21 protein-coding genes are annotated in these 21189 nt (G+C 72.8%); 11 read left to right on the top strand and 10 right to left on the bottom strand.

Going from position 1 to position 21189, the window contains the following annotated elements:
* Positions 1-4: 4 nt before the first annotated feature.
* From ACT01A_RS23825 to ACT01A_RS23835, 3 genes are all read right to left on the bottom strand, one after another.
* Positions 5-349 (bottom strand): hypothetical protein, encoded by a 345-nt coding sequence (locus ACT01A_RS23825; protein ID WP_445149598.1) that lies wholly within the window; start codon positions 347-349, stop codon positions 5-7.
* Between the two features lie 244 nt (positions 350-593).
* On the bottom strand, positions 594-1190 hold the full coding sequence (locus tag ACT01A_RS23830) for a hypothetical protein (protein ID WP_445149599.1): 597 nt from the start codon (positions 1188-1190) through the stop codon (positions 594-596).
* Between the two features lie 174 nt (positions 1191-1364).
* Positions 1365-2831 carry an MFS transporter gene (locus ACT01A_RS23835; RefSeq protein WP_445149600.1) on the bottom strand — a complete coding sequence of 489 codons (1467 nt, stop codon included), beginning with the start codon at positions 2829-2831 and terminating at the stop codon, positions 1365-1367.
* Between the two features lie 104 nt (positions 2832-2935).
* Here ACT01A_RS23835 and ACT01A_RS23840 point away from each other — a divergent pair, with 104 nt between their 5' ends.
* Both ACT01A_RS23840 and ACT01A_RS23845 read left to right on the top strand, forming a co-directional pair.
* Positions 2936-3949, top strand: a complete 1014-nt coding sequence (locus tag ACT01A_RS23840) for an ATP-binding cassette domain-containing protein (protein WP_445149601.1) — start codon at positions 2936-2938, stop codon at positions 3947-3949.
* Positions 3946-4761 carry an ABC transporter permease gene (locus tag ACT01A_RS23845; protein ID WP_445149602.1) on the top strand — a complete coding sequence of 272 codons (816 nt, stop codon included), beginning with the start codon at positions 3946-3948 and terminating at the stop codon, positions 4759-4761. The genes ACT01A_RS23840 and ACT01A_RS23845 overlap by 4 nt, the downstream gene beginning before the upstream one ends.
* Here ACT01A_RS23845 and ACT01A_RS23850 read toward each other — a convergent pair.
* The 4 genes from ACT01A_RS23850 to ACT01A_RS23865 form a co-directional block, all read right to left on the bottom strand.
* Entirely contained in the window at positions 4758-7982 is a 3225-nt protein-coding gene (locus ACT01A_RS23850) for a BTAD domain-containing putative transcriptional regulator (protein ID WP_445149603.1), read from the bottom strand. The two genes, ACT01A_RS23845 and ACT01A_RS23850, sit on opposite strands and share 4 nt — an antisense overlap.
* Before the next feature lie 66 nt (positions 7983-8048).
* Complete coding sequence (locus ACT01A_RS23855) at positions 8049-9068, bottom strand: hypothetical protein (RefSeq protein ID WP_445149604.1); 1020 nt, start codon at positions 9066-9068, stop codon at positions 8049-8051.
* The gene (locus ACT01A_RS23860) at positions 9053-9565 is read right to left on the bottom strand and encodes an RNA polymerase sigma factor (RefSeq protein ID WP_445152861.1); all 513 of its coding nucleotides are present in this window, start codon (positions 9563-9565) and stop codon (positions 9053-9055) included. Before ACT01A_RS23860 ends, ACT01A_RS23855 begins: the two co-directional genes overlap by 16 nt.
* A gap of 74 nt (positions 9566-9639) precedes the next feature.
* Positions 9640-10521: an aldo/keto reductase gene (locus tag ACT01A_RS23865; protein ID WP_445149605.1), complete on the bottom strand. Its 882-nt coding sequence runs from the start codon at positions 10519-10521 to the stop codon at positions 9640-9642.
* Between the two features lie 121 nt (positions 10522-10642).
* Between ACT01A_RS23865 and ACT01A_RS23870 the strand changes: the two genes are divergently transcribed.
* From ACT01A_RS23870 to ACT01A_RS23895, 6 genes are all read left to right on the top strand, one after another.
* Positions 10643-11062 (top strand): (R)-mandelonitrile lyase, encoded by a 420-nt coding sequence (locus ACT01A_RS23870; RefSeq protein ID WP_445149606.1) that lies wholly within the window; start codon positions 10643-10645, stop codon positions 11060-11062.
* A gap of 225 nt (positions 11063-11287) precedes the next feature.
* Complete coding sequence (locus ACT01A_RS23875; RefSeq protein WP_445149607.1) at positions 11288-12472, top strand: ice-binding family protein; 1185 nt, start codon at positions 11288-11290, stop codon at positions 12470-12472.
* Complete coding sequence (locus ACT01A_RS23880; RefSeq protein WP_445149608.1) at positions 12469-13188, top strand: L,D-transpeptidase; 720 nt, start codon at positions 12469-12471, stop codon at positions 13186-13188. Before ACT01A_RS23875 ends, ACT01A_RS23880 begins: the two co-directional genes overlap by 4 nt.
* Before the next feature lie 8 nt (positions 13189-13196).
* Positions 13197-14810 (top strand): EAL domain-containing protein, encoded by a 1614-nt coding sequence (locus ACT01A_RS23885; protein ID WP_445149609.1) that lies wholly within the window; start codon positions 13197-13199, stop codon positions 14808-14810.
* Positions 14807-15298 (top strand): hypothetical protein, encoded by a 492-nt coding sequence (locus ACT01A_RS23890; RefSeq protein ID WP_445149610.1) that lies wholly within the window; start codon positions 14807-14809, stop codon positions 15296-15298. Before ACT01A_RS23885 ends, ACT01A_RS23890 begins: the two co-directional genes overlap by 4 nt.
* 13 nt (positions 15299-15311) lie before the next feature.
* On the top strand, positions 15312-17342 hold the full coding sequence (locus tag ACT01A_RS23895) for a right-handed parallel beta-helix repeat-containing protein (protein ID WP_445149611.1): 2031 nt from the start codon (positions 15312-15314) through the stop codon (positions 17340-17342).
* Here the strand turns inward: ACT01A_RS23895 and ACT01A_RS23900 are convergent.
* The 3 genes from ACT01A_RS23900 to ACT01A_RS23910 form a co-directional block, all read right to left on the bottom strand.
* Positions 17339-17731, bottom strand: a complete 393-nt coding sequence (locus ACT01A_RS23900; protein WP_445149612.1) for a VOC family protein — start codon at positions 17729-17731, stop codon at positions 17339-17341. The two genes, ACT01A_RS23895 and ACT01A_RS23900, sit on opposite strands and share 4 nt — an antisense overlap.
* Before the next feature lie 68 nt (positions 17732-17799).
* A complete protein-coding gene (locus ACT01A_RS23905) occupies positions 17800-18039 on the bottom strand; it encodes a hypothetical protein (protein ID WP_445149613.1) in 240 nt (79 codons plus the stop codon).
* Positions 18036-18854, bottom strand: coding sequence for a SigB/SigF/SigG family RNA polymerase sigma factor (locus ACT01A_RS23910; protein WP_445149614.1), 819 nt, complete (start codon positions 18852-18854; stop codon positions 18036-18038). Before ACT01A_RS23910 ends, ACT01A_RS23905 begins: the two co-directional genes overlap by 4 nt.
* A 610-nt stretch (positions 18855-19464) precedes the next feature.
* Between ACT01A_RS23910 and ACT01A_RS23915 the strand changes: the two genes are divergently transcribed.
* The 3 genes from ACT01A_RS23915 to ACT01A_RS23925 all read left to right on the top strand — a co-directional run bounded on the left by ACT01A_RS23915 (position 19465) and on the right by ACT01A_RS23925 (position 21136).
* Positions 19465-19770, top strand: coding sequence for a Na-translocating system protein MpsC family protein (locus tag ACT01A_RS23915; RefSeq protein WP_445149615.1), 306 nt, complete (start codon positions 19465-19467; stop codon positions 19768-19770).
* Positions 19771-19889: 119 nt separating this feature from the next.
* The gene (locus ACT01A_RS23920; protein WP_445149616.1) at positions 19890-20270 is read left to right on the top strand and encodes a Na-translocating system protein MpsC family protein; all 381 of its coding nucleotides are present in this window, start codon (positions 19890-19892) and stop codon (positions 20268-20270) included.
* Between the two features lie 29 nt (positions 20271-20299).
* The gene (locus ACT01A_RS23925) at positions 20300-21136 is read left to right on the top strand and encodes an SDR family NAD(P)-dependent oxidoreductase (protein ID WP_445149617.1); all 837 of its coding nucleotides are present in this window, start codon (positions 20300-20302) and stop codon (positions 21134-21136) included.
* Positions 21137-21189 lie beyond the last annotated feature (53 nt).

Consider the following 21189-nt stretch of genomic DNA (forward strand, 5'->3'; position numbering starts at 1 on the left):
ATAGTCACTGGGGTTGGAGGTGAGGGCTGCCGAGCAGCACACTACGAGCACCCCATGCCAGGAGAAAGCGCCATGCTCCTGCGCCACGCGTCGTCCGACGCCGATGATCAGCTCGCCATCCGATCGCAGCTCGCGGCACCCCGACCGCCGCGCTGGTCGAGAAGGCGGCGAGGCCGAGGCCGATGGTGCGCCCGAGCGCCCCGACGTTCAGGCCACCCGCGACGGCGGCCAGCACGTTGCCGGCCAGGAACGGCAGTGCGCCGAGCGTAATCACCGTCCGGCGCGGCGCGGCGTCGAAGACCGAGCTCAGGAACGGCGCGCTGAGCGCGTAGGCCAAGGTGTAGGCCATGACCGTCGTGGCGACCGCGGCCTCGGACTCGTGGAGGTCGTCGGCAGGAGCGGCGAGACCAAGAGCGTCTCTACACCGATCAGGAAGAGGACGACGTAGATCCCGGCGAAGGGAAGGGCGCGCCGCATGGCGTCCTGGATGCTGGCCCGCCGGGCGCCGCTTAGTCAGGCCCGGAGTTATAGGTACAGGGCGTAACAAGGTGCGGCCAAGACGCGATGACCGTCCTTGGCCGCCTCCTGCCGGGTTACGGGTGGCGAGTGATGATCGGGCTGCCGGCCACGCTAGTGACCGTGATCGTCTGCTCGGAGAGGTGGCTCGGGCCTGTGCCCAGCAGGCAGGAGGTGCCCGAGGAGTGAGTCGTGGTCAGGCTGCTGCTAGTAGTCAGAGTGACCTTGCCGGGCGTGTTCGTGGCGGCCGTGGGGTTGATGTAGTGGTCGAGCGTCGAGCCCTCGATGTGGCACACCTTCGTGTTGCCCGTCACGAGACGCAGGTCGCAAGTGACGTCGGCCGCACCCGTCGTGATCGGCGAGGTGAACGAGCTCCCAGTCAGCGTGAAGGCGCAATGAATGTACATGGACTGCCCTGCCAACGTGCACGGGCTGAACGTCACAGTGCCCGGCACGCTGTAGATGCTGCCGACGGAGTTCGCCGCTGCCGTAGCCGATGCAGTCGTGCCCGTGCAGCTCAGAGCGTTGGCACCAATGTTGAGGATGCCGCCCGGGCCCGTGGCGTGGATGACCGTGCTGCCGGTGTTAGTCCACGTCACCGCGCCGGTGGTCGAGGACATCACGGCAAACAGCGACGTCAACACCGAGACGAGCACGACGATACGTGCGATCATACTCATAGTCCTACTCCTGAACCTCGTGAGATAGGCAATGCCCTTGGAAGGCGAGCCGGGCCATCACACACCCCGTTGGCGTCGCACGACCAGAGCCAAGGCATCGGAACGTGCCAACCGTCAAGGACGGCCACCGCCTCGCGCTCAACGATGACGAAGGCGGCGTGGGGATTCCTAAACCTCCGGCTCTTCCGTCGTGCGCGAGTCGGTCAGCGTCAGCGCGCCGCCGGCGGCGACCACGCCGACGACCACGGCGAGGATCCCGTAGGTGATCCGCTCGCCGTGGAAGAACGAGGCGACCAGGTCGCTGCTCCAGGTGCCGGCGGGCAGCTGGGCGGTGACCAGCGCGGCGATCAGTGTGCCGACGACGGCGGTGCCGACGCTCGTGCCGACCTCTTGCGCGGTGTCGTTGAGCGCGGTGCCGATCGACGTGCGGTTGGCCGGCATCGCGTCGACGAGCGCGATCGCGCAGATCGTCATGACGGTGCGCAGGCCGATCGTCATGACCACCATGCAGACCGCGATCGCGGCGTAGCCGTGCTCGACGCCCCACGAGAGGCCGACGAGCGACCCGGCCAGGCACGCCGCGCCGACCAGGCAGGCGATGCGGTGGCCAAAGCGCCCGGCCAGCCACTCCGACAGCGGGGTCGCGGCGAGCATCGTCACGATGATCGGCAGGTTGGCCAGGCCGGCGCGCACCGGGCTCCACCCGTAGGCGTACTGGAAGTGCAGGATCAACCCGAACATGACGCTGGCCATGGCGATCGACGTCCCGACCTGGGCGATCGCGGCGCCGCGGACGGTGCCGTTGGAGAAGAGCTTGAGGTCGAGCATCGGCGACGCGCTGCGCCGCTCGTGGCGCACGAAGGCGACGAGTGCGCCCACGGCACCGATGATCGACGCGAGCGTGACCGCCGACAGCCACCCGTGCTGGACGCCGCTGGTCGCCGAGTAGCAGGCGAGGCCGATGGCGGTGACGCTCAGCGCGGCGCCCGGCAGGTCGAGCTTGTCGTCGGTCAGGTCCTCGCGGCGGTCGGCCGCGACGCCGAGCCGGACGCCGATGCACGCGATCAGCGCGATCGGGGCGTTGACGACCAGCAGCCACTCCCAGCGCACGTGGGCCAGCGCGGTGCCGCCGAGCAGCGGACCGAGGACGAACCCGGACATGCCGACGATGATCATCACCGTCATGGCGCGCATCCGCAGCGCCTTGTCGTCGAACAGCCGGAAGACCAGCGAGTTGGTGATCGGCGCCATCGCCGCCGCGGCGATGCCCAGGCCGGCGCGCAGCGCGATCAGCTCGCCGGTCGTCGTGACGAACACGACCGACAGGCTCAGCAGGCCGAAGACCGCCAGGCCGATCAGGAGCACGCGCCGGCGTCCCCAGCGGTCGGCGATCGATCCGGCGGTCAGCAGCAGGCCGCCGAACGTCAGCGAGTAAGCACCGGTGACCCACTGCAACGCGGTCGTGCCGCTGCCGAGGTCACGACCGATCGTCGGCAGCGCGATCGACAGCAGCGTGTTGTCGACCATCTCCACGAAGAAGGCGAGACAGAGGGCGGCCAACGGGATCCAGGCCGCGCCGAGGGAGCTGTAGGTGCGCGAGGTGGCCGGCGCCGTGGTGGTCGTGGTGGTGGTCATGGTCACAGCTTCGGCAGCGCCGCTCACGCCACCGGCACACGGCGCTCACACCGCTGTGAGGCGGGTGTGCGAGCGGTGTGAGCGCCGTTGCCGATGCTCTGGCCATGCCCGTCCAGCACACCGACCCCGCCGCGCCGGCCATCGAGGCGCGCGGCCTGACCAAGCGCTTCGGCGACACGCAGGCGCTCGACGGCGTCGACCTCCACGTGGCGCCGGGGACGATCCTCGGCGTGCTCGGCCCCAACGGCGCCGGGAAGACCACCGCGGTGCGCGTCCTCGCGACGCTGCTCAAGCCCGACGCCGGATCGGCTCGGATCGGCGGTCACGACGTCGTCGCCGACGCGGCGCGCGTGCGGCAGCTGATCGGCCTGACCGGCCAGTACGCGTCGGTCGACGAGGCGCTGAGCGGGACGCAGAACTTGGTGATGATCGGGCGCCTGCTTGACCTCAGCGGCCGCGCCGCCCGTGCGCGAGCCGCCGAGTTGCTCGCTTGGTTCGACCTCACCGAGGCCGCCGACCGTCCCGCGCGCACCTACTCCGGCGGCATGCGCCGCCGCCTCGATCTCGCGGCCAGCCTCGTCGGCCGCCCGGCCGTCGTCTTCCTCGACGAGCCGACCACCGGCCTGGACCCGGCCAAGCGCGATGACATGTGGAACGTCGTGCGCGCGATCGTCGCCGACGGCGCGACCGTCCTGCTGACCACGCAGTACCTCGAAGAGGCCGACGCGCTGGCCGACCGGATCACGGTCATCGACCGCGGCCGCGTGATCGCCGACGACACGCCCGACGCGCTCAAGCGCGTCGTGGGCGGCCAGACGCTGAGCGTCCGCCCGGCCGACCCGGCGCGCCTGGCCGACGCCGAGGCGATCCTGCGCGAGATCACCGGCGCGCCCGTCGGCTCGCCCGGCGCCGGGGTCCTGAAGGTCGCGGTCAGCGGCGACGAGGCGATGAGCGCGGTCGTCGCCCGCCTGGCGGCCGCGTCGCTGACCGTCACCGAGCTGTCGCTGCACCTCCCCAGCCTGGACGAGGTGTTCTTCAGCCTCACGGGCCGCAGCGACGACGAGGCCGCCGCCGGCCCACCCACCGGCGGCGGCCAGCGGATGGAGCTGGTCGCATGAGCATCGTCGACCTCGCCATCGAGACGCGCCAGCAGCCGATCGCCCATCGCGTCCCGGCGCTCCTGCGCCACAGCCTCGTGCTCGCGCAGCGCAGCCTCGTCAAGACGCTGCGCACCCCGGAGGCGCTGATCGACGTCACGCTGCAGCCGGTCATCTTCCTCGCGCTGTTCACCTACGTCTTCGGCGGCGCGATCGCCGGCGGCTCGCAGCACGAGTACCTCCAGTACTTGCTCCCCGGGATCCTCGGCCAGACGATCGCGCTCGGCGGCGTGGCGATCGGCGTCAACCTCAACGAGGACGTCGGCAAGGGCGTCTTCGATCGCTTCCGCGCGCTGCCGATCGGACGCTCCGCACCGCTGGTCGGCGCCGTGTTGGCCGACATCGTCCGCTACGTGGTGGTCTTCGTCGTCACGCTGGCGATGGGCTACGCGCTCGGCTTCCGCGCGCAGGCCAGCGTCCTCGACGTCGGCGCCGCCGGCCTGTTGGCCGTCAGCTTCGCGCTGTGCCTGAGCTGGGCGTCGGTCTTCGTCGGGATGGTCGCCCGGACCTCGGGCGCGGTGCAGGGCATCATGATGTTGATCTTGCTGCCGCTGAGCTTCGGCAGCAGCACGTTCGTCAAGAGCGACACGATGCCGGGCTGGCTTCAGACCATCAGCGACAACAACCCGCTGACGCACCTCGTCGGCGCCGAGCGCGCGCTGCTGCTGGGCGACCCCATGGGCTCGCACCTGTGGCAGACCTTCGCCTGGATGGCCGGCTTGTTGGTGGTCTTCGTGCCGCTGGCGCTGCGCGCCTACGGCCGCAAGGTCTAGCTGGTCCAGCTCGCGGGATCCAGCCGGGCCAGTGCCGCGTCGTGGTCCAGGGCCCGGCCGGCCGCGAAGGCGGTCTCGAAGGCGCTGTCGCCGAGCGCCTCGCGCAGCCGCGCGGTGAGCGCGATGACGTCCGGGCTGGTGCGGTCCGCCGAGCCGCGCAGCCGGGCCGCGGCGCCGAGGATCTCCGCGGCGTCGGTGGGCGCGCCGTCGTGGCAGGCCAGCGCGGCGACCGCCAAGCCGACGAACGCCGTCACCGGCAGGTCGGCGGTGCCGACCGCGGCGGGGTAGGCGGCGGTGAGCAGATGCCGTGCCTCCTCGGGACGGCCGGCGTCGAGCTCGATCAGCGCGGCGCCACCGCGCACCAGCGCCTCGGCGTGGCCGCGCGCCGGGTTGCCGATGCCCAGCCGATCCACCGTCGCGATCGCGTGCGCCAGCACCTCCAGCGCCTCCTCGCGCTCGCCGAGCCGCCACAGCACGCCGGCCAGGCCGCTGCCCGACATCGCCGCCTCGTCGCCGCCGAGGTCGGTCGCGTCCCGGGCCAGGCGAGCGTGCTTCAGCGCCGCGGCGAGATCGCCCTGACGGGCGCGGACGTCGGCGAGGCGCAGGTGCAGCATCGCCTGCTCGGCGTCAGCGCCGATCTCATACATCAACTCGCGGGCCTCCTCGAGCGCCTCCGCGGCGCCGTCGAGGTCCTCCTCCAGCAGGCAGAGCCCGCCGAGGGTGACCAGCGTCGCGTTGAGCCCCCAGCGGTCGCCGATCGCGCGGAAGGCGGCTAGCGCGACGGTGAGGTGCTCGCGCATCGCAGGCAGGTCGCCGCGGTTCTCGGCGTCGTGGCCGAAAGCCAGCGGGACCGTCGCGCGGACCCACGGGTCGGGATGCGCGCGGGCCGCGGCGAACAGCGTCTCGGCGCGCTCGGGGTCGCCGGTGACCCAGGCCAGCACGGGCAGCGCGGCCACGACGACCGGGCGGGTGCTCAGGTCCAGCTCGGAGAACCGATCGAGGACCACCCGCGCGCGCTCGTGGATCTCCTGCTCGGTGTCGTCGTCGCCCAGCGAGAGCAGCGTCTCGGCGATCAGGCGGTCCAGCGGGTCGGCCTCGCCCGGCACGGCGATCGCGACGCGCAGCACCGCGGTCGCGTCGCTCTGGCTGCTGGCCAGCAGCCAGAACCAGCACGACGACACGGCTAGCTTCAGCGCGGCGGCGGCGTCGCCGGTCTCGGCCAGCCAGCGCAGCGCGGTCAGGACGTTCTCGCGCTCGGCCTGTAGGAGCGCGAACCACTCCAGCTGCTCGGGGCGGCGCAGGTGCGGCTCGGCCTCCTCGACCAGCGCGGCGAAGTGGCGCGCGTGCGCGGTCCGGATCGCGGCCAGCTCGCCGGTCTCGTCGAGGCGCTCGATCCCGTACTCGCGGATCGTCTCGAGCATCCGGTAACGGCCGTGCTCGCGGTCGACCAGCGCGATGAGCGAGCGGTCGACGAGCGCCGCGAGCAGCTCCGGCACGTCGTCGGCGCCGACGTCCGCGCCGACGCCGACCGCCGCCGCGCTGGCCGCGGTGACGCCCGCGGGGAAGACGGCGATCCGGCGGGCCAGCGCCCGCTCCGGCTCGCTCAGCAGGTCCCAGCTCCAGTCGACCACCGCGCGCAGCGTGCGCTGGCGCGGCAGCGCCGCGCGGCTCCCACCGGTCAGCAGTCGGAAGCGATCATCGAGGCGTGCGGCGATCTGCGCGGCCGGCAGCGAGCGCAGGCGCGCGGCGGCCAGCTCGATCGCCAGCGGCAGGCCGTCCAGTCGCCGGCAGATCTCCACGACCGCCGCGACGGTCGTCTCGTCGACGGAGAAGTCCGGCGCCGCTGCGGCGGCGCGATCGGCGAACAGCGCCACCGCCGGGTGCGCCAGCGCCTCCGCGGCGCTCGCGTCCACGGGCGGCAGGCCGAGCGGCGGCACCTGCGCGAGGTGCTCGCCGGCGATCCCCAACGGCTCGCGGCTGGTCGCCAGGATTCGCAGCGCCGGGCACTGGGCGAGCAGGAGGTCGGCCAGCACGGCGGTCGCGTCGAGCAGGTGCTCGCAGTTGTCGAGGATCACGAGCGTCTCGCGCTCGGCGAGGACGTCGACCAGGTGCGCGGTCGCGTCGACGGGGCCGGGTCCGGAGCCGTGGCCGGGGACCGGCGAGCCGACGGCCAGCATTCGCGCTTCGCGCAGGCCGAGCGCGCCGAGGACGCTGGCGCCGACGTCGTCGGGATCGGTCGTCGCCGCCAGCTCGACCATCCAGGCGCCGTCGGGGATCAGCGGCAGTCGGCGGGCCGCGACCTCGCCGGCCAGGCGCGTCTTGCCGGCACCACCGGGGCCGATCAGCGTGACGAGCCGGTGCTCGTCCAGCAGCGCGGCGAGGCGGTCGACCTCGGCCTCGCGGCCGACGAAGCTCGTGACGCCGGCGCGCAGGTTGGAGCGGCGGGACGGCGCGGGCGGCGCGGGCGCGGACGCCGGCGTGATCGGCGCGGCGGTGACGATCGCCAGCTGCGCCGCCTGGAGCTCGGGCGACGGCACGGCGCCGAGCTCGGCGTCCAGCCGCCGGCGCAGCGCCTCGTAGGCCTCCAGCGCGTCGGCCGGCCGGCCGGCGGCGGCGAGCGCGCGCAGGCGCTGCCCGGCGAGCCGCTCGTTCAGCGGGTGGGCGGCGGTCAGCGCGTCGAGCTCGGCGACCAGCTCGCCGGCGCCGACGCCGAGCGCGAGGTCGGCCTCGATCCGGTCGGCGGTCGCCGCCAGGCGCAGGTCGTCGAGCCGGCTGCCCGCCGCGGTGGCGAAGCGCTGCGTACCGGCCAGCTCGCCGAGCGCCGGGCCGCGCCAGAGCGCGAGCGCGTCGCGCAGGATCGTCGCGGCCCGCGCGGGGTCGCCATTGCGCAGCGCCGCGGCCCCGGCGGCCGCGAGCGTCTCGAAGCGCAGCGCGTCCACCGCCTCGGGATCGACCGCCAGGCGGTAGCCGGCCGTGCCGGACACGAGCTCGCCGCCGGGGGCCAGCGCGCGCCGCAGCCGGGAGACCAGCGCCTGCAGCGCGTGGCCCGCGTCGCCCGGCGGCGTGTCGTCCCAGACCGCGTCGATCAGCGTCGCGGGGGAGACGTCGCGCCCGGCGTCGAGCGCGAGCCGCGCGAGCAGCGCCCGCACGCGGGCACCTGCGACGGGCACCGCGTCGCCGTCACGGCGCAGCTCGAGCGTCCCGAGGATCGACACCTCCATGATCCACAGCCTCTCATGCGCCGCCGCGACCTTGCTGTAAAGGGCCGCGAGGACACCGACAGGGGCTCATCGCAGCGTCGGCTCCAGTCGCTGCGCGGCGGCCGCGGCGGCCGGGGCGTCGTCGACCACACGCGCGTCCGGGTGCGCCTGCGCGAGCGTCGTGACGCTGCCACCGAGGTCGTAGTTGGTCCAGCGGACCCGCTCGGGGCGGTCGTCGTCCCCGCCGCGGCCGGGGTCCAGCAGCTCCAGCGGGTGGCCGTCGGCGGCGGCGATCCACAGCGTCCACTGCGGGCGGCCGAGGCCCTGCTCGAGCGTGATCGGGAACGCGTCGACGCCGTCGTGGGTCTCGCGAGCACCGACCGTGGCGCGGCCCTGCTGCAGGAGCATGCGGATCTTGATGACCATGGGATCGCCGGCCGGAAGCTTGTCGCCCGTGGTCGCCTTCGCCTTGGCGTCGCCGGCCGGGTTGGCGGGCGCGGGCGCGCTGCGCGGGACCGTGCCGCCGAGCGCCTTGAGCTTGCGCTTGTCGGGCGTCTTGTCGATGTTCTCGTCCGCGGGCAGCTTGCCTTGGGGGGACTTCCCGTCGCGCGCCGTCTTCCGCTGCATCGGCTCCGGGGCGTAGTCGCCCTTGTAGATGGTGTTGGTCGCCGGGTCGTAGAAGGCGCCGTGCTCGACCTCGTAGGCGGTGCGGTCGTCGCGGTAGGCGAAGCGCTCGTCTCGCGGGTTGTCGGCCGACTGCCACAGCTCGCGGACGGTTGTCGTGGAGCCGGAGGTCGCGACGCTGCGGACGTGCAGCGTTGAGCCCTTGGGTGGGTCGAACCAGCGCAGCGCTTGGGTGATCGCCGATGCGGTCTCCGGCCCGCCGCCTCCGCCGGGCGCGCCCGCGAGCATGACGGTCGCGGTGACGAGCACGGTCGCGCCCGCCGCGGCGACCGGCACCGCCGCCCGTCGCGGCACGGTCCGCCGGCGCGCGATCGGCTGCGAGCGCAGCCGCGCGAGCAGCGCCTCATCGACCGGGGCGTCGCCGACGGCCGGGCGCGCCGCGCGCAGCCGCCGGTCAAGGTCGTTCGTCACATCGTGTTCCATCGTGCCTGCTCCAGTGCGTCGGTGGTGGCCGGGGTGAGGCTCGCGCGCAGCCGGCGGCGAGCGCGCGAGACCCGCATGCGAAACGCCGCGGGCGTGACGCCGAGCGCCTGGGCGGCGTCGGCGGTGGACAGGTCAAACCACGTCGTCAGGACGACCGCTTCGCGGTCCAGCGGCGACAGCGCCATCAGGGCCTCCCGCAGCTCGGCGTCGCCGATCTGGTCGGCGGGGTCTGGTGCGGCGGTGCGCGGCTGGAGGTCCAGCAGCGCATGCAGCGCTCCCGCCCGCCGCCGTGACCGCCAGGTGTTGGACAGCACCCGGCGCGTGACGCCAATCAACCACCCCAACTCAGCGCCACGCGGGATGTCCCGCTGCCGCCGCCACGCGATCGCATAGGCCTCGGCCACCGCGTCGTCGGCGTCGGCGTGCGACGACGTCACCGAGCGCGCATAGGCCAGGACCCGCGGGTAGGTGGCGCGATAGAGCTGCTCGAAGTCCACGTAGGGCAAGTGTCCGGACGCCTTCGGGACGCAACAGGCTCTCCGCGCGGCCGCGCGCCCGTCCGTGTCGCCGGTCAGGCCTCCGGGATCTCGCGGCCGAACGCCTCTAGCGTAATCGCCTCGGGCTCCGGCCCGCCGCGCTTGCCGGTGTCCAGGCCGTCGATCGCGGCCAGCTCGTCGGCGGTGAGCTCGAAGTCGAAGACGTCGATGTTCTCGGCGATGCGCTCGGGCTTGGTGGACTTGGGGATCACCGAGCGGCCGTGCCGCAGGCCCCAGCGCAGCATGACCTGAGCGGGCGACTTGCCGTGCGCCTCGGCGACCTTGACGATGACGGGATCTTCGAGCGTGCTCGTGTGGCCGCTGTCGCGGTAGAAGGTGATGCCGCCGATCGGCGACCACGCCTGGGCGAGGATCCCGTGCTGCTCGCCGAAGGCCTGGACGTCGGCCTGGGAGAAGTAGGGGTGCTGCTCGATCTGGTTGACCGCCGGGACGACCGACGCGACGGCGAGCAGGCGTTCGAGGTGGTCGACCATGAAGTTGCTGACGCCGATCGCGCGGACCTTGCCATCGGCCAGCAGCGTCTCCAGCGCGCGGTAGGCCTCCAGGGTCTTGTCGAAGGCCGAAGGCAGCGCCTGGTGGAGGATCAGCAGGTCGATCTGCTCGACGCCGAGCTTGCCCGCGCTCTTCTCGAAGCCGTGCAGCGTCTCCTCATAGCCGTAGTCCGAGATCCAGATCTTGGTCTCCAGGAAGACCTCGGAACGATCCACGCCCGAGGCGGCGACCGCTTCGCCGACCTCGCGCTCGTTGCCGTAGGCCGCGGCGGTGTCGATGTGCCGGTAGCCGGCGTCCAACGCGGCGCGGACGGCGTCGCGGGTCTCGTCGGGCGGGGTCTGGAAGACGCCGAGGCCGAGCGCCGGCAGCGTCACGTCGTTGTTGAGGGTCAAGGTCATGACCATCACTATGCCCCGGATCGGCGTGAGCCAAGGGGTCCTGACAGGGCACCCCGAAAGGTCGTCGCGCTGGGTAGGTTCGAAGCGTGGGCCCTGCCGCCGGATCACCCCTCAACACAAGGACATCATGAACATCACCCGCACCGCCGCCGAGGACACCATCAAGGGTCCGGCCGACTGGTTCACCGGCGACGTCTACATCGACATGGTCAAGGCCACCCAGGCGCCCTCGCGCATCGGCGCCGCCGCCGTGCACTTCACGCCGGGCGCCCGCACCGCCTGGCACACCCATCCCGTGGGCCAGACCATCCTCGTGACCGAGGGCGTCGGCCTCTGCCAGCGCGAAGGCGGCCCTGTCGAGCTCATCCGCCCCGGCGACAGCGTCTACTTCGAGCCCGACGAGAACCACTGGCACGGCGCCGCGCCAAACCGCTTCATGGTTCACATCGCCATGCAGGAGGCCGACGACAGCGGCGAGGGCGGGCGGGCTGTGGTCTGGGGCGAGCACGTGACCGACGAGCAGTACGCCGCCACGCCCGCCGGCTAGACCCCTCAGAACCTCTCAGCGCCCTTGTCGGCACGCGGACGGGATCGCTTTAGAGATCTCATCATCCGTCTGGTCCTCTCGCGGTGAGCGCTCGAAACGCCGATACCGATGGGACACCAGAGCATCGCCACTCGCTCCCAAGCCGCGCCCCGCGTGCCCATCGGCATCCGGCCCGGTCCTCCGAGGAACGTCGCAGGGTGCTGCTCGCCCATCCGGGAGGACGCCATGTCCCGCCCCATCCATCGTCGCCCCCAAGGACGAGCGTGGCTGCTCGCGGTCGCCGCCGCCGGCCTGACGTGCCTCGCAGCACCGAGCGTCGCATCCGCGTCGCCCGTCGACCTCGGGACCGTCAAGCCGTTCGTCGCCCTCGCCGGCGCGACGGTCACGAACACCGGTCCGTCGGTCCTCAACGGGGAGCTCGGCGTCACGCCCGGCTCCGCGCTCGTCGGCTTCGGCCTCCCGGCCGTCGTCAACGGCGCCACGCACGCCACCGACGGCGTCGCGGCCCAGGCGCAGTCCGACCTCACCACCGCCTACGACGTCGCGGCCGGCCAGCCGGTGGCGCCGGCCGATGACCTCACCGGCATCGACCTCGGCGGCCTCGTCCTCACCGCCGGCGCGTACCGCTACACCTCGTCGGCCCAGCTGACCGGCGCGCTCGTGCTCGACGCCCAGGGTGACCCGAACGCCCAGTTCGTCTTCGAGATCGCCACCTCGCTGACGACCGCCTCGGCCAGTTCGGTGCTGCTCGTCAACGGCGCGTCGCCGTGCAACGTGTACTGGCAGGTCGGAAGCTCGGCGACGCTGGGCTCGACCACGGCGTTCAAGGGCAACCTGATGGCCTTGTCGTCGATCTCGCTGGACGCCAACGCGACCGTCATCGGGCGCGTGCTGGCGCGCAACGGCCAGATCAGCCTCATTGACAACGTCCTCGACGCCTCCGGCTGCGGCGGCTCGACCACGAGCGGGAAGACCGGCACGACCGGGACCACCGGCACGTCTGACGCAACGGCCGCCGAGGCCGCCGCGGCAGCAGCAGCCGCGGCGCGCGACGCCGCCCTGGCCGGGCGCCTCCCGGTCGCCGATATCGGCGCGACCCCGGCCGCCTCCCGTCGCGGCACCGCCACGCTGCGGCGCTCCCGGCGCCCCACCTGCGCCGACGGCTTCACCGCGACCGTCCGCGGCCGCATGATCAAGCGCGTCGTGTTCACGCTCGACGGCCATCGCCTGGCGACCGTCGGCCGCGCACCGTTCCGCGCCGCGGTGCGCGCCACCCCGGGCGCCCATCGCGTCCGCGCCCGCATCACGTTCACCGACGCCACGCGGAGCAGGACGGTGTCCATGGCCTACCGGGCCTGCGCCGCCGCGGTCCGCAACCCGGCGACCGGCCCGAGCCAGTTCACGGGATGACCCGCCCGGTCCTCGCGCTGGCGGCGCTCGCCGCCGGCGCGACGATCGCGCTGGGCGCCGCGCCCGCCGTGCTCGCCGCGCCTGCCGCGTCCCTACCGAGCCGTCAGGCCCTCGTCGTGCTGCTCGCCGACCACGCGACGCGCGCAGCGCCAGGGACGGACGCCCGGCGCCTCGGCGCGGTCACGGCGCGCCGTCCCCTGACCGGCGTCCACACCGTCCTGCCGCTGCTGGGCGTTCGCACCGACGGGCGCGGAGCGCGGTGGCTGCACGTCCGGCTCCCGGGGCGGCCGTCCGGGCTCACCGGCTGGATCGCGGGCGACGCCACACGGCAGACGTCGACGCCCTGGGCGATCGTCGTCTCTCTCCGCCACCGCCAGGTGACCGTCTTCGACCAGGGCCGTGCGGTGCGGCGGTTCACCGCCACCGTCGGCCGCTCCACGACGCCGACGCCGCGCGGGCGGTTCTTCGTCGAGGAGGCCGTCGCGCTCGCGCCGGGCCTGGCCGGCAGCCCGTTCGCGCTGGCCTCCAGCGCGCGATCGAGCGTCCTGCAGGAGTTCGACGGCGGGCCGGGGCAGATCGCGCTGCACGGCACTGGGCAGCTCTCCGGCGGCCTCGGCGCGGCGGTTTCTCACGGCTGCGTGCGGTTGAGCACCAAGGCCATCACGTGGCTGGCGCGACGCGTCGGCGCGGGCGTCCCCCTCCGGATTGAGAGCTGATGATGAGGTTGACCGACACCCTGGAGCGTTCACCCGCGGCCGGTCATTCCGGTCACCCCGAGCGCTTCTGGACGCTGGCCACCGATCTGTTTGCGACCGTCGACGCCGACGGCATGCTCCACGCGATCAACCCGGCGTGGGAACGCGTCCTCGGACGCTCGTTCGCCGAGCTCTCCTCTGAGCCGCTCACCGCGTTCCTGCACCCGGACGACGTCGCGCTGACCGCGCGGCAGCTGGCGCTGGCCACGGTCGCCGGCAGCCGCATCGAGGACCTGGCCAACCGCTGGCGCCACGCCGACGGCAGCTACCGCACGCTGGCCTGGAGCGGCGCGTCGGACGGCACGACGTGGTCGGTGGTCGGCCGTGACGTGACCGGCCGGCGCCGCGCGATCCAGGAGCGCCGCGCGCTCGAGGAGGACGTCGTGGTCCAGGCCGGCGTCGCCATCGCCTCCGCGGAGTCGCTGCTGGCCGCGCGCAACCACCTGGCCGCCGTGACCGACAGCATGGGGGAGGGCCTCCTGGCCCTCGACGGCGGCGGCCGCATCACCTTGATGAACCAGGCGGCGGAAGAGCTGCTCGGCTGGACGCTGCGCCAGGTCGTCGGGCGGGTCATGCACGACCTCGTCCACTACCGGCACGCGGACGGCAGCCACCGCCCGCGCACCGACAGCCCGATCCTCGCGGCGCTGCGCGACGGGGTCACCGTGCGCGTCGAGGACGACGTCTTCACGTGCCGCGACGGGCGCGAGCTGCCGACGGCCTACACCGCGGCGCCGCTGGCCACGGCCGACGGGCTCGGCGGCTGCGTCGTCGTGTTCTCCGACGCCACGGCCGCGCGCGACGAGCGGCGCGAGCTGCGCGCCAAGCTCGACGCGCTGGGCTGGGTCGGACGCGTTCAGCAGGTGCTGCGCGAGGACCGCCTCGTGCTCTTCGCCCAACCCATCCTCGATCTGCGCACCGGCACGACGTCTCAGAGCGAGCTGCTGCTGCGGATCCGCGAGCCCGACGGATCGATCTCCGGTCCCGGGCCGTACCTGAAGATCGCCGAGGAGCACGGGCTGATCGGCGAGATCGACCGCTGGGTGATTCGCCAAGGCGTGGAGCTGGCCGCGGGCGGCATGCCCGTCGAGCTCAACGTCTCCGGCGGTTCGATCAGCGATCCCGGGCTCGTCACGCACATCGCGAGCTGCCTGGCCGAGACGGGCGCCGATCCGGCGCTGCTGGTCTTCGAGATCACCGAGACCGCGCTGATCGAGGATCAGCCGGCCGGGCGCCGCTTCGCCGAATGCATCCACGCGCTGGGCTGCAAGCTCGCCCTTGACGACTTCGGCACCGGCTATGGCGGCTTCACCTACATCAAGCAGATCCCGGTCGACTACCTCAAGATCGACATCGAGTTTGTCCAGGACCTGTGTCGCAGCACCGCGAGCGTCCACGTCGTCAAGGCGGTGGTCAACCTCGCGCGCGGATTCGGGCTCGAGACGGTCGCCGAAGGCGTCGAGGACGCTGAGACGCTCGCACGGCTTAAGACCCTGGGCGTGGATTACGCCCAGGGCTTCCACATCGCCCGGCCGGGTCCGCTCCCCGCGGCCGCCGGGTCCACGAAGGGCGGGAACGCATGATCGATGAGACGCTCGACTCCCAGCAGCACGACCTGGATCGCGAGCAGGCGCTCGCGGATCTCGACCAGTCGATCGCCTACCGTGAACAGGCGGTCGCCGATCGCGAGCAGAAGCGCCTCGACGCGCGTCAGGACGGCGTCGACGCGGACCGCGCGAGCACCCCGGCGTCGGCTTTCGGCGCCCACCTCGCCGTCGAGCACCGCCAGGCCGAGCTGTCGCGGGCGCAGGATCGACGCGACGCCCATCAGGCTCAGATCGACGACGCCCAAGGCGGCCACGACAACCTTCAGGACATCCTCGAGGATGGTCAGGACGCGCTGGACGAGCCGGTGGCCGCGCTCGCGCTCTCGGCCCGGGACGCCGCGGAGGCTGCACGCCATCGCGGCCGAGCGGCGATCGACCGCGCGGATGCCGCGCTGGAGCGAGCGGCGGCGGCGACGCGCCGTGCCGCGGCGGCGCGACGGCGGGAGAGCCGGACCGCCCCGTAGCGTGCGTGCAGGGTTGGCGCGATCGGAGGGCAAGTCCGGCCCGCGGTGGCCGATCAACCAGGCAATGGGGCGTGTCCTGCACTTCGTCGTGCTCATGGGTCTGGGGCTCTCCGCGGCGCCGGCCGCGGCCGCGGCCGCGCCGTTGCCGGCGCGCGCGAAGGTGACCTCGGTCGCCGCCACCGGTGCGATCGCCGCGCGGGCGTCGTCCCGGCGGTTGACGCTGCGGCTGGTCGGGACCGCTGCATTGCGTCCGACGAGCTGCGGCGCACCGGCCGCGGTGGCCGCGCTGCGCCGACGCCTCGTGGGCCGCACGGTGACGCTTCGCGGACGCCAAGGCGCGGCGCGGCTCGGCCTCGCCGGGACCGACGTGACGCGCTGGGCGCTGACCCAAGGCCTGCTGCAACCCGCCGCCGGCGCCAACGCGGCGGATCGGGCCGCCGCGACGCGCGCTCGTCGCGCCGGGCGCGGCCTGTGGGGCTGTCGCGGCGCGTCGACGCCGGCACCGACGCCGCCGTCCGCGGCGAAGCTCCCGACGCTCGGAGCGCCCGCCGCGCCGGCCCCCTCGGCGCCGGTCGCGCCCGCCCCGGCGCCCGCTGCCGTCGTTCCCGACCCCATCACCTTCACCGCCGCGCCCCCGGCCGTCCGGGGCGGCTACGTGATCGGCACCGTCACCGTGGTCGACGTCTGGGTCGATCCCGTCAACGGCTCCGACGCCGCCGCCGGCACGACGCGCGCCACGGCGCTGCGCACGCTGGACGCCGCCTGGCAGCGGATCCCGCAGGGCCAGGCGCTGACCACCGGCGTCCGCGTCCGGATCCTCCCGGGAACGATCACGGCGACCGAGGCCCCCAACTACTGGGAGGACCGCTGGGGCACAGCAAGCCATCCCGTCATCGTCCAGGCCGAGGACGGGGCGGGCACCGTCCAACTCCCGCCGATCAACGCCTATGGGTTGCGCTACGCGTACTTCATCAACATCGGGATCGAGGACCCCAACGACCCGTTTCACTGCGAGCGCTGCGACCACCTGCTCATCCGCGGTGCGACCCTGCACGGCTCCGACGCGCACGAGACCTTGAAGGTCAACCAGAGCACCGAGGTCTACGTCGAGGGCTCGACGATCGGCGGCGCCGATGACAACGCCATTGACTTCGTCGCGGTCCGCGGCGGCGGCATCCGCGGCAACACGGTCGGACCGGCCGGCGACTGGTGCGCCTACGCCAAGGGCGGCTCCGCGCAGCTCGTCGTCCAGGCCAACCGCTTCGCGCACTGCGGCACCGGCGGCTTCGTCGCCGGGCAGGGCACCGGCCTTCAGTTCATGGAGGCGCCGTTCACCCATTACGAGGCCTACGGGATCGCGGTGCTCGACAACCTGATCACCGACGTCGAGGGCGCCGGGGTCGGCGTCAACGGCGGCTTCCAGGTGCTGGTCGCCCACAACACCATCATCCGGGCGGGCGCGCGCGGGCACGCGCTCGAGGTCGCCTATGGCCGTCGCTCCTGCGACGGCCAGCCGGGCGACGAGGGCCGCGAGCGCTGCCAGCAGCTGCTCAACGGCGGCGCCTGGGGCACGACGCGCGTCGACGACGGCGACAACTTCGTCCGGATCCCCAACCGCCACGTCTTCTTCTACAACAACATCGTCGACGACCCGGCCGGCGAGCCTGGCGCCGACGAGCACGTCCACCTGGACGATCCCTACTCCGGACCCTGGCAGTCCGGATCCGGCCTGGGCCCCGTGACCGCCGGCGACGACGTGCGCTTCGCCGGCAACGTCCTCTGGTACGGCTCATCCGGTCTTCCGTCCGGCCTGACCGGCAGCGCCGACACCGCGTTCTTCACCGACAACAGCGTCAACGTCTCCCAGCCCGTGCTCGACTCGACCGGCCATCCCTCGCCCGGGACGCTCCCGGCCGGCACCGCGATCCCCGCCTTCGGCACCTGGGACGTCCCGGGCACCGAGCCCTACGCCGGCGTCGCCGCCGACCTCACCTACACGCTCGACGGCCAGCTGCGCGCCGGCAACCGGCCCGGCGCCTTCTAACCCAGCTCGTGGAAGACGGCCTCGACGTTGTAGCCGTCGGGGTCCAGCACGAACGCGCCGTAGTAGCCCGGTGAGTAGTTGGGGCGGATGCCCGGCTTGCCGTTGTCGGTGCCACCGGCGGCGATCGCCGCCTCGTAGAAGCCGTCGACCTGCTCGCGCGAGTCCGCGGCAAACGCGACATGGCCGCCCGCCGTCGGCGGGTAGTGGGTTGAGAGCGCGAAGTCGTCGAGGTCATCCGGGCCGAAGGCCGTCTCACGCGCCTCCTCGCTCCAGCTCCCGTGCTCGACGAACCCGAGCGGCGCCAACGCGGCGAGGTAGAACCGCCGGCTCACGGCCAGATCGCTGACGCCGATCGTCATGTGGTCGATCACAACTCGTCTGCTGGGCATGGCCCGGGCCTACCCGGTCCACGAGGCCGAATGCGTCGTGGCCGTCGACGGCTTCCGGGGACCGGCGCTCAGTCGCGGCGGCGGCCGATCGACTCAAACGGCGGGTTGCCGCGCTGGAACTCGCCCGGCTCGTGCTCGATACCGCCCTTGCTCCTGCGAGCCAGCCGGTGCTGGACCCAGAATCCGAGCGCGGCGACGAGGACGACCGCGACGACGATCGCCGCGATCAGCCCGAAGGCGATGCCGGAGCCGGGGTCCTGGCCGCCGCGGCCGGCGTCGGCCGCGAGGACGAGCGCGTTAAGGATCATGCTCCGGGCATTACCCGCCCGGCGCGTGCCAGCGTGCATGGATCGCTCAGCGCCGGTCCGCGGGCCGGGAGCGGTGTCGCGGCCGCGGCGTTTCGCAGCTTGTCCATGACCGCGCGCAGCACCCTCGAGACGTGCATCTGCGACAGGCCGACCGCCGCGCCGATCTCGCTCTGCGTCAGGTCCTCGGCGAAGCGTAACCACAGGATCTCGCGCTCGCGAAGGGTCAGGATCCGAGTCAGGGCGTCGATAGTCGCCCGCTGCTCGACGGTCTCGAACCCGTCGTCGACGAAGCCGATGGTGTCGACCAGCGCGTGACCGTCGCCCTCGGCGACGTTGATCGGCGCGCTGAGCGACGTCCCGACCCGGGCGGCGAGCGCCTCGCGAGCATCCAGCACGGCCTCGCAGCTCAGCCCCGCCTGCTCGGCGATCTCCGCGATGGTGGGGCTGCGGCCGAGATCGGCGATCAGCGTCGCCGTCGCGCGCTCGGTGGCCAGCGCGTGCTCCTGGAGGTCGCGGGGCGGGCGGACGGTCCAGCCGCGATCGCGGAAATACCGCCGCAGCTCGCCCTTCATCGTCGGCAGCGCGTAGCTGCTGAACGAGACGCCGCGCGCCGGGTCGTAGCGCTCCAGCGCCTTGATGAGGCCGAGGCTCGCGACCTGGAGCAGGTCGTCGAACGGCTCGCTCGGACGGGCGAACTGGTTGGCGCAATAGCGCGCGAGCGGCAGGTAACGCAGGACGAGCTGCTCGCGCAGCTCGGGCGAGTGGGACGCGGCGTAGCGCGACAGCAGCAGATCGTCGTGGCGCGGGGCCTGCACCGGGGGCAGGTGCGGTGCGCGCGGGGAACGAGTGGAGATGGCGCCTCCTCAAGCATCAGGGGGATGGTCCTGAGTGCGCCGTGCCCGCCGAGGTCATCGGCGGCGTCATGCGGTCCTCGGTCTTCGCGGAGCCGTCGCGTGCGTCGCCTTGCAACGCCTGCCGCGGCTCTTGGTCAAACGTTAAACCCGATCCAGTCAGCGGCCTGGGCGGTCAGTCCGGGTCCGGACAAAGACGGGCGGAGGGGCACCGCACCCCCGCGGTCCGAGGGTGCGGGCCGCCTCACGCCCTGAGTGCCCGGCCGGGCTAACTAAATGCCCTAGAGGCCAGGCCCACACCTTGGCTCTTCCCGGTGGGGCTGACCGGAATGCCTCGATGTCACCCCTGCCGCTAGCTAGAATCGGCCCAGAACAGCAGCGGGTCCGCGGGCACGTTCCTGCTCATGGCTGGACTGTGGGACGTGCGTGATCGGGGCCGGGACTCCGTCGGCGCCGCCCTCAGAGGTGAGTAACAGACCCCTGAGGAGTCCTCATTTCTCTGCAAAGACCAGATGCCGAAGACGTCGACGCGACCGAACGGACGCTGGCGATCACCGCGCAGATCTCCAACGACATGGTGCGGCTGTACAAGTCGTTGTTCGGGCGCGGTCCCAAGCGGGCACGGACGGACTTCGCCGGGCCCGACACGATCATCGTCACGCTGGAGGAGTCGCTGACGCCGGCGGAGCAGACGATGGCCGATCTCGGCGAGCACCAGCGTCTGCGCGACATCCGCATGCTGTTCCAGTACGCCCGGGAGGCCGACTTCCGCGAGGTGATCGAGAGCAACACGGGGCGCCGCGTCCGCGCCTTCGTCAGCAGGATGGACACCAAGAAGGACGTCTCCTGCGAGGTCTTCTACCTCGAACGCGAGGGGTAGAGCGCTCGGGCGTCGCGTCGCGACCGCGCGGGTAGGTCGAACATGCAGCATCGCGCGTCTCAGACTCCCGTCCCTCCCGGTACGTGCGACCGCTTCAGAGGGACGCGGAGGTGACCACCATGGCGAGCGATCCGTCCGTTCAGGCCGTCGGCGACGAGACCGACCATCCCGGAGCCGTGACGGCGCAGATCTCCAACGAGATGGTGCGCCTGTACAAGGAGCTCTTCGGTCGCGGGCCGACCCAGGCACGGACCCACTTCGCCGGCCCCAACGCGATCCTGGTGACGCTGGAGAACTCGATGACGCCGGCGGAGCACACGATGGCGGAGCTGGGCGAGCACCAGCGCCTGCGCGACGTCCGCCTCCTGTTCCAGTACGCCCGCGAGCAGGACTTCCGCGGGACGATCGAGCGGATCACCGGCCGCACGGTGCGCGGGTTCGTCAGCGGCATGGACGTCGCGCAGGACATCGCGAGCGAGGTCTTCTACCTGGAGCCGTGAGCCGGCCGCCGAGCGGGTAGCGCAGATGCATGTCAACGTTCTTGATCACGGGCGCGTCAACGGGCATCGGCGCCGCGATCGCCAAGCGCCTCCTCGAAGACGGCCACCAGGTGTTCGCCGGCGTCGAGCAACGCGGCGTGACCGGCGAGCTGCCGGAGCCGTCCGACGGGCTGCACGTCGTAGAGCTTGATGTGAGCTCGGAGGCGTCGGTCGCGGCGGCGGCCGCGGAGGCCGAGCGGATCCTCGGCCCTGGCCACGGCTTGGATGGGATCGTCAACAACGCGGGCGTCGGCTTCCCCGGCCCGCTCGAAGCGTTGCCGCTGGACGCGCTGCGCCGCCAGCTGGAGGTCAACGTCGTCGGCCAGGTCGCCACGACACAGGCGTTCCTGCCGCTGATCCGCGAGGGCGCGCCGGGCCGGGTGCTGTTCGTCGGCTCGGTCGGCGGGATCCTCGCCTCGCAGTTCGCGGGCGCCTACCACGCGTCGAAGTTCGCGATCGAGGCGATCGGCGACGTGTGGCGCCAGGAGCTGGAGCCGGAGGGCATCGACGTGGTGTTGATCGAGCCCAGCGCGATCTCCACGCCGATCTGGACCAAGGCCATTGCCTCGCTCGACGAGCTGGAGCGTGACGGCTCGCCGCGCCTTCTGCGCTACCGCGAGCGCCTCGCCGGATTCCGCGACAGCCTGCGCAGCGCCGACGAGCACGGCAAGTCCGCCGACGACGTGGCTGGCGCGATCGCCGAGGCGCTGACCGCCGAGAAGCCCGACACGCGCTACGTCGTCGGCGCCTCCGGCCGGATCGCCACCGCCCTGCGCCCGCTGATCCCTGACCGGCTGGCCGACAAGCTCGGGCAGCAGACCGGTTGACCGCGTCGGCCACCGCCCGGACTCGTGCGTCAAGCGCGCGGCGGCCGGGGAGG

It is taken from the genome of Baekduia sp. Peel2402 (assembly GCF_052567285.1).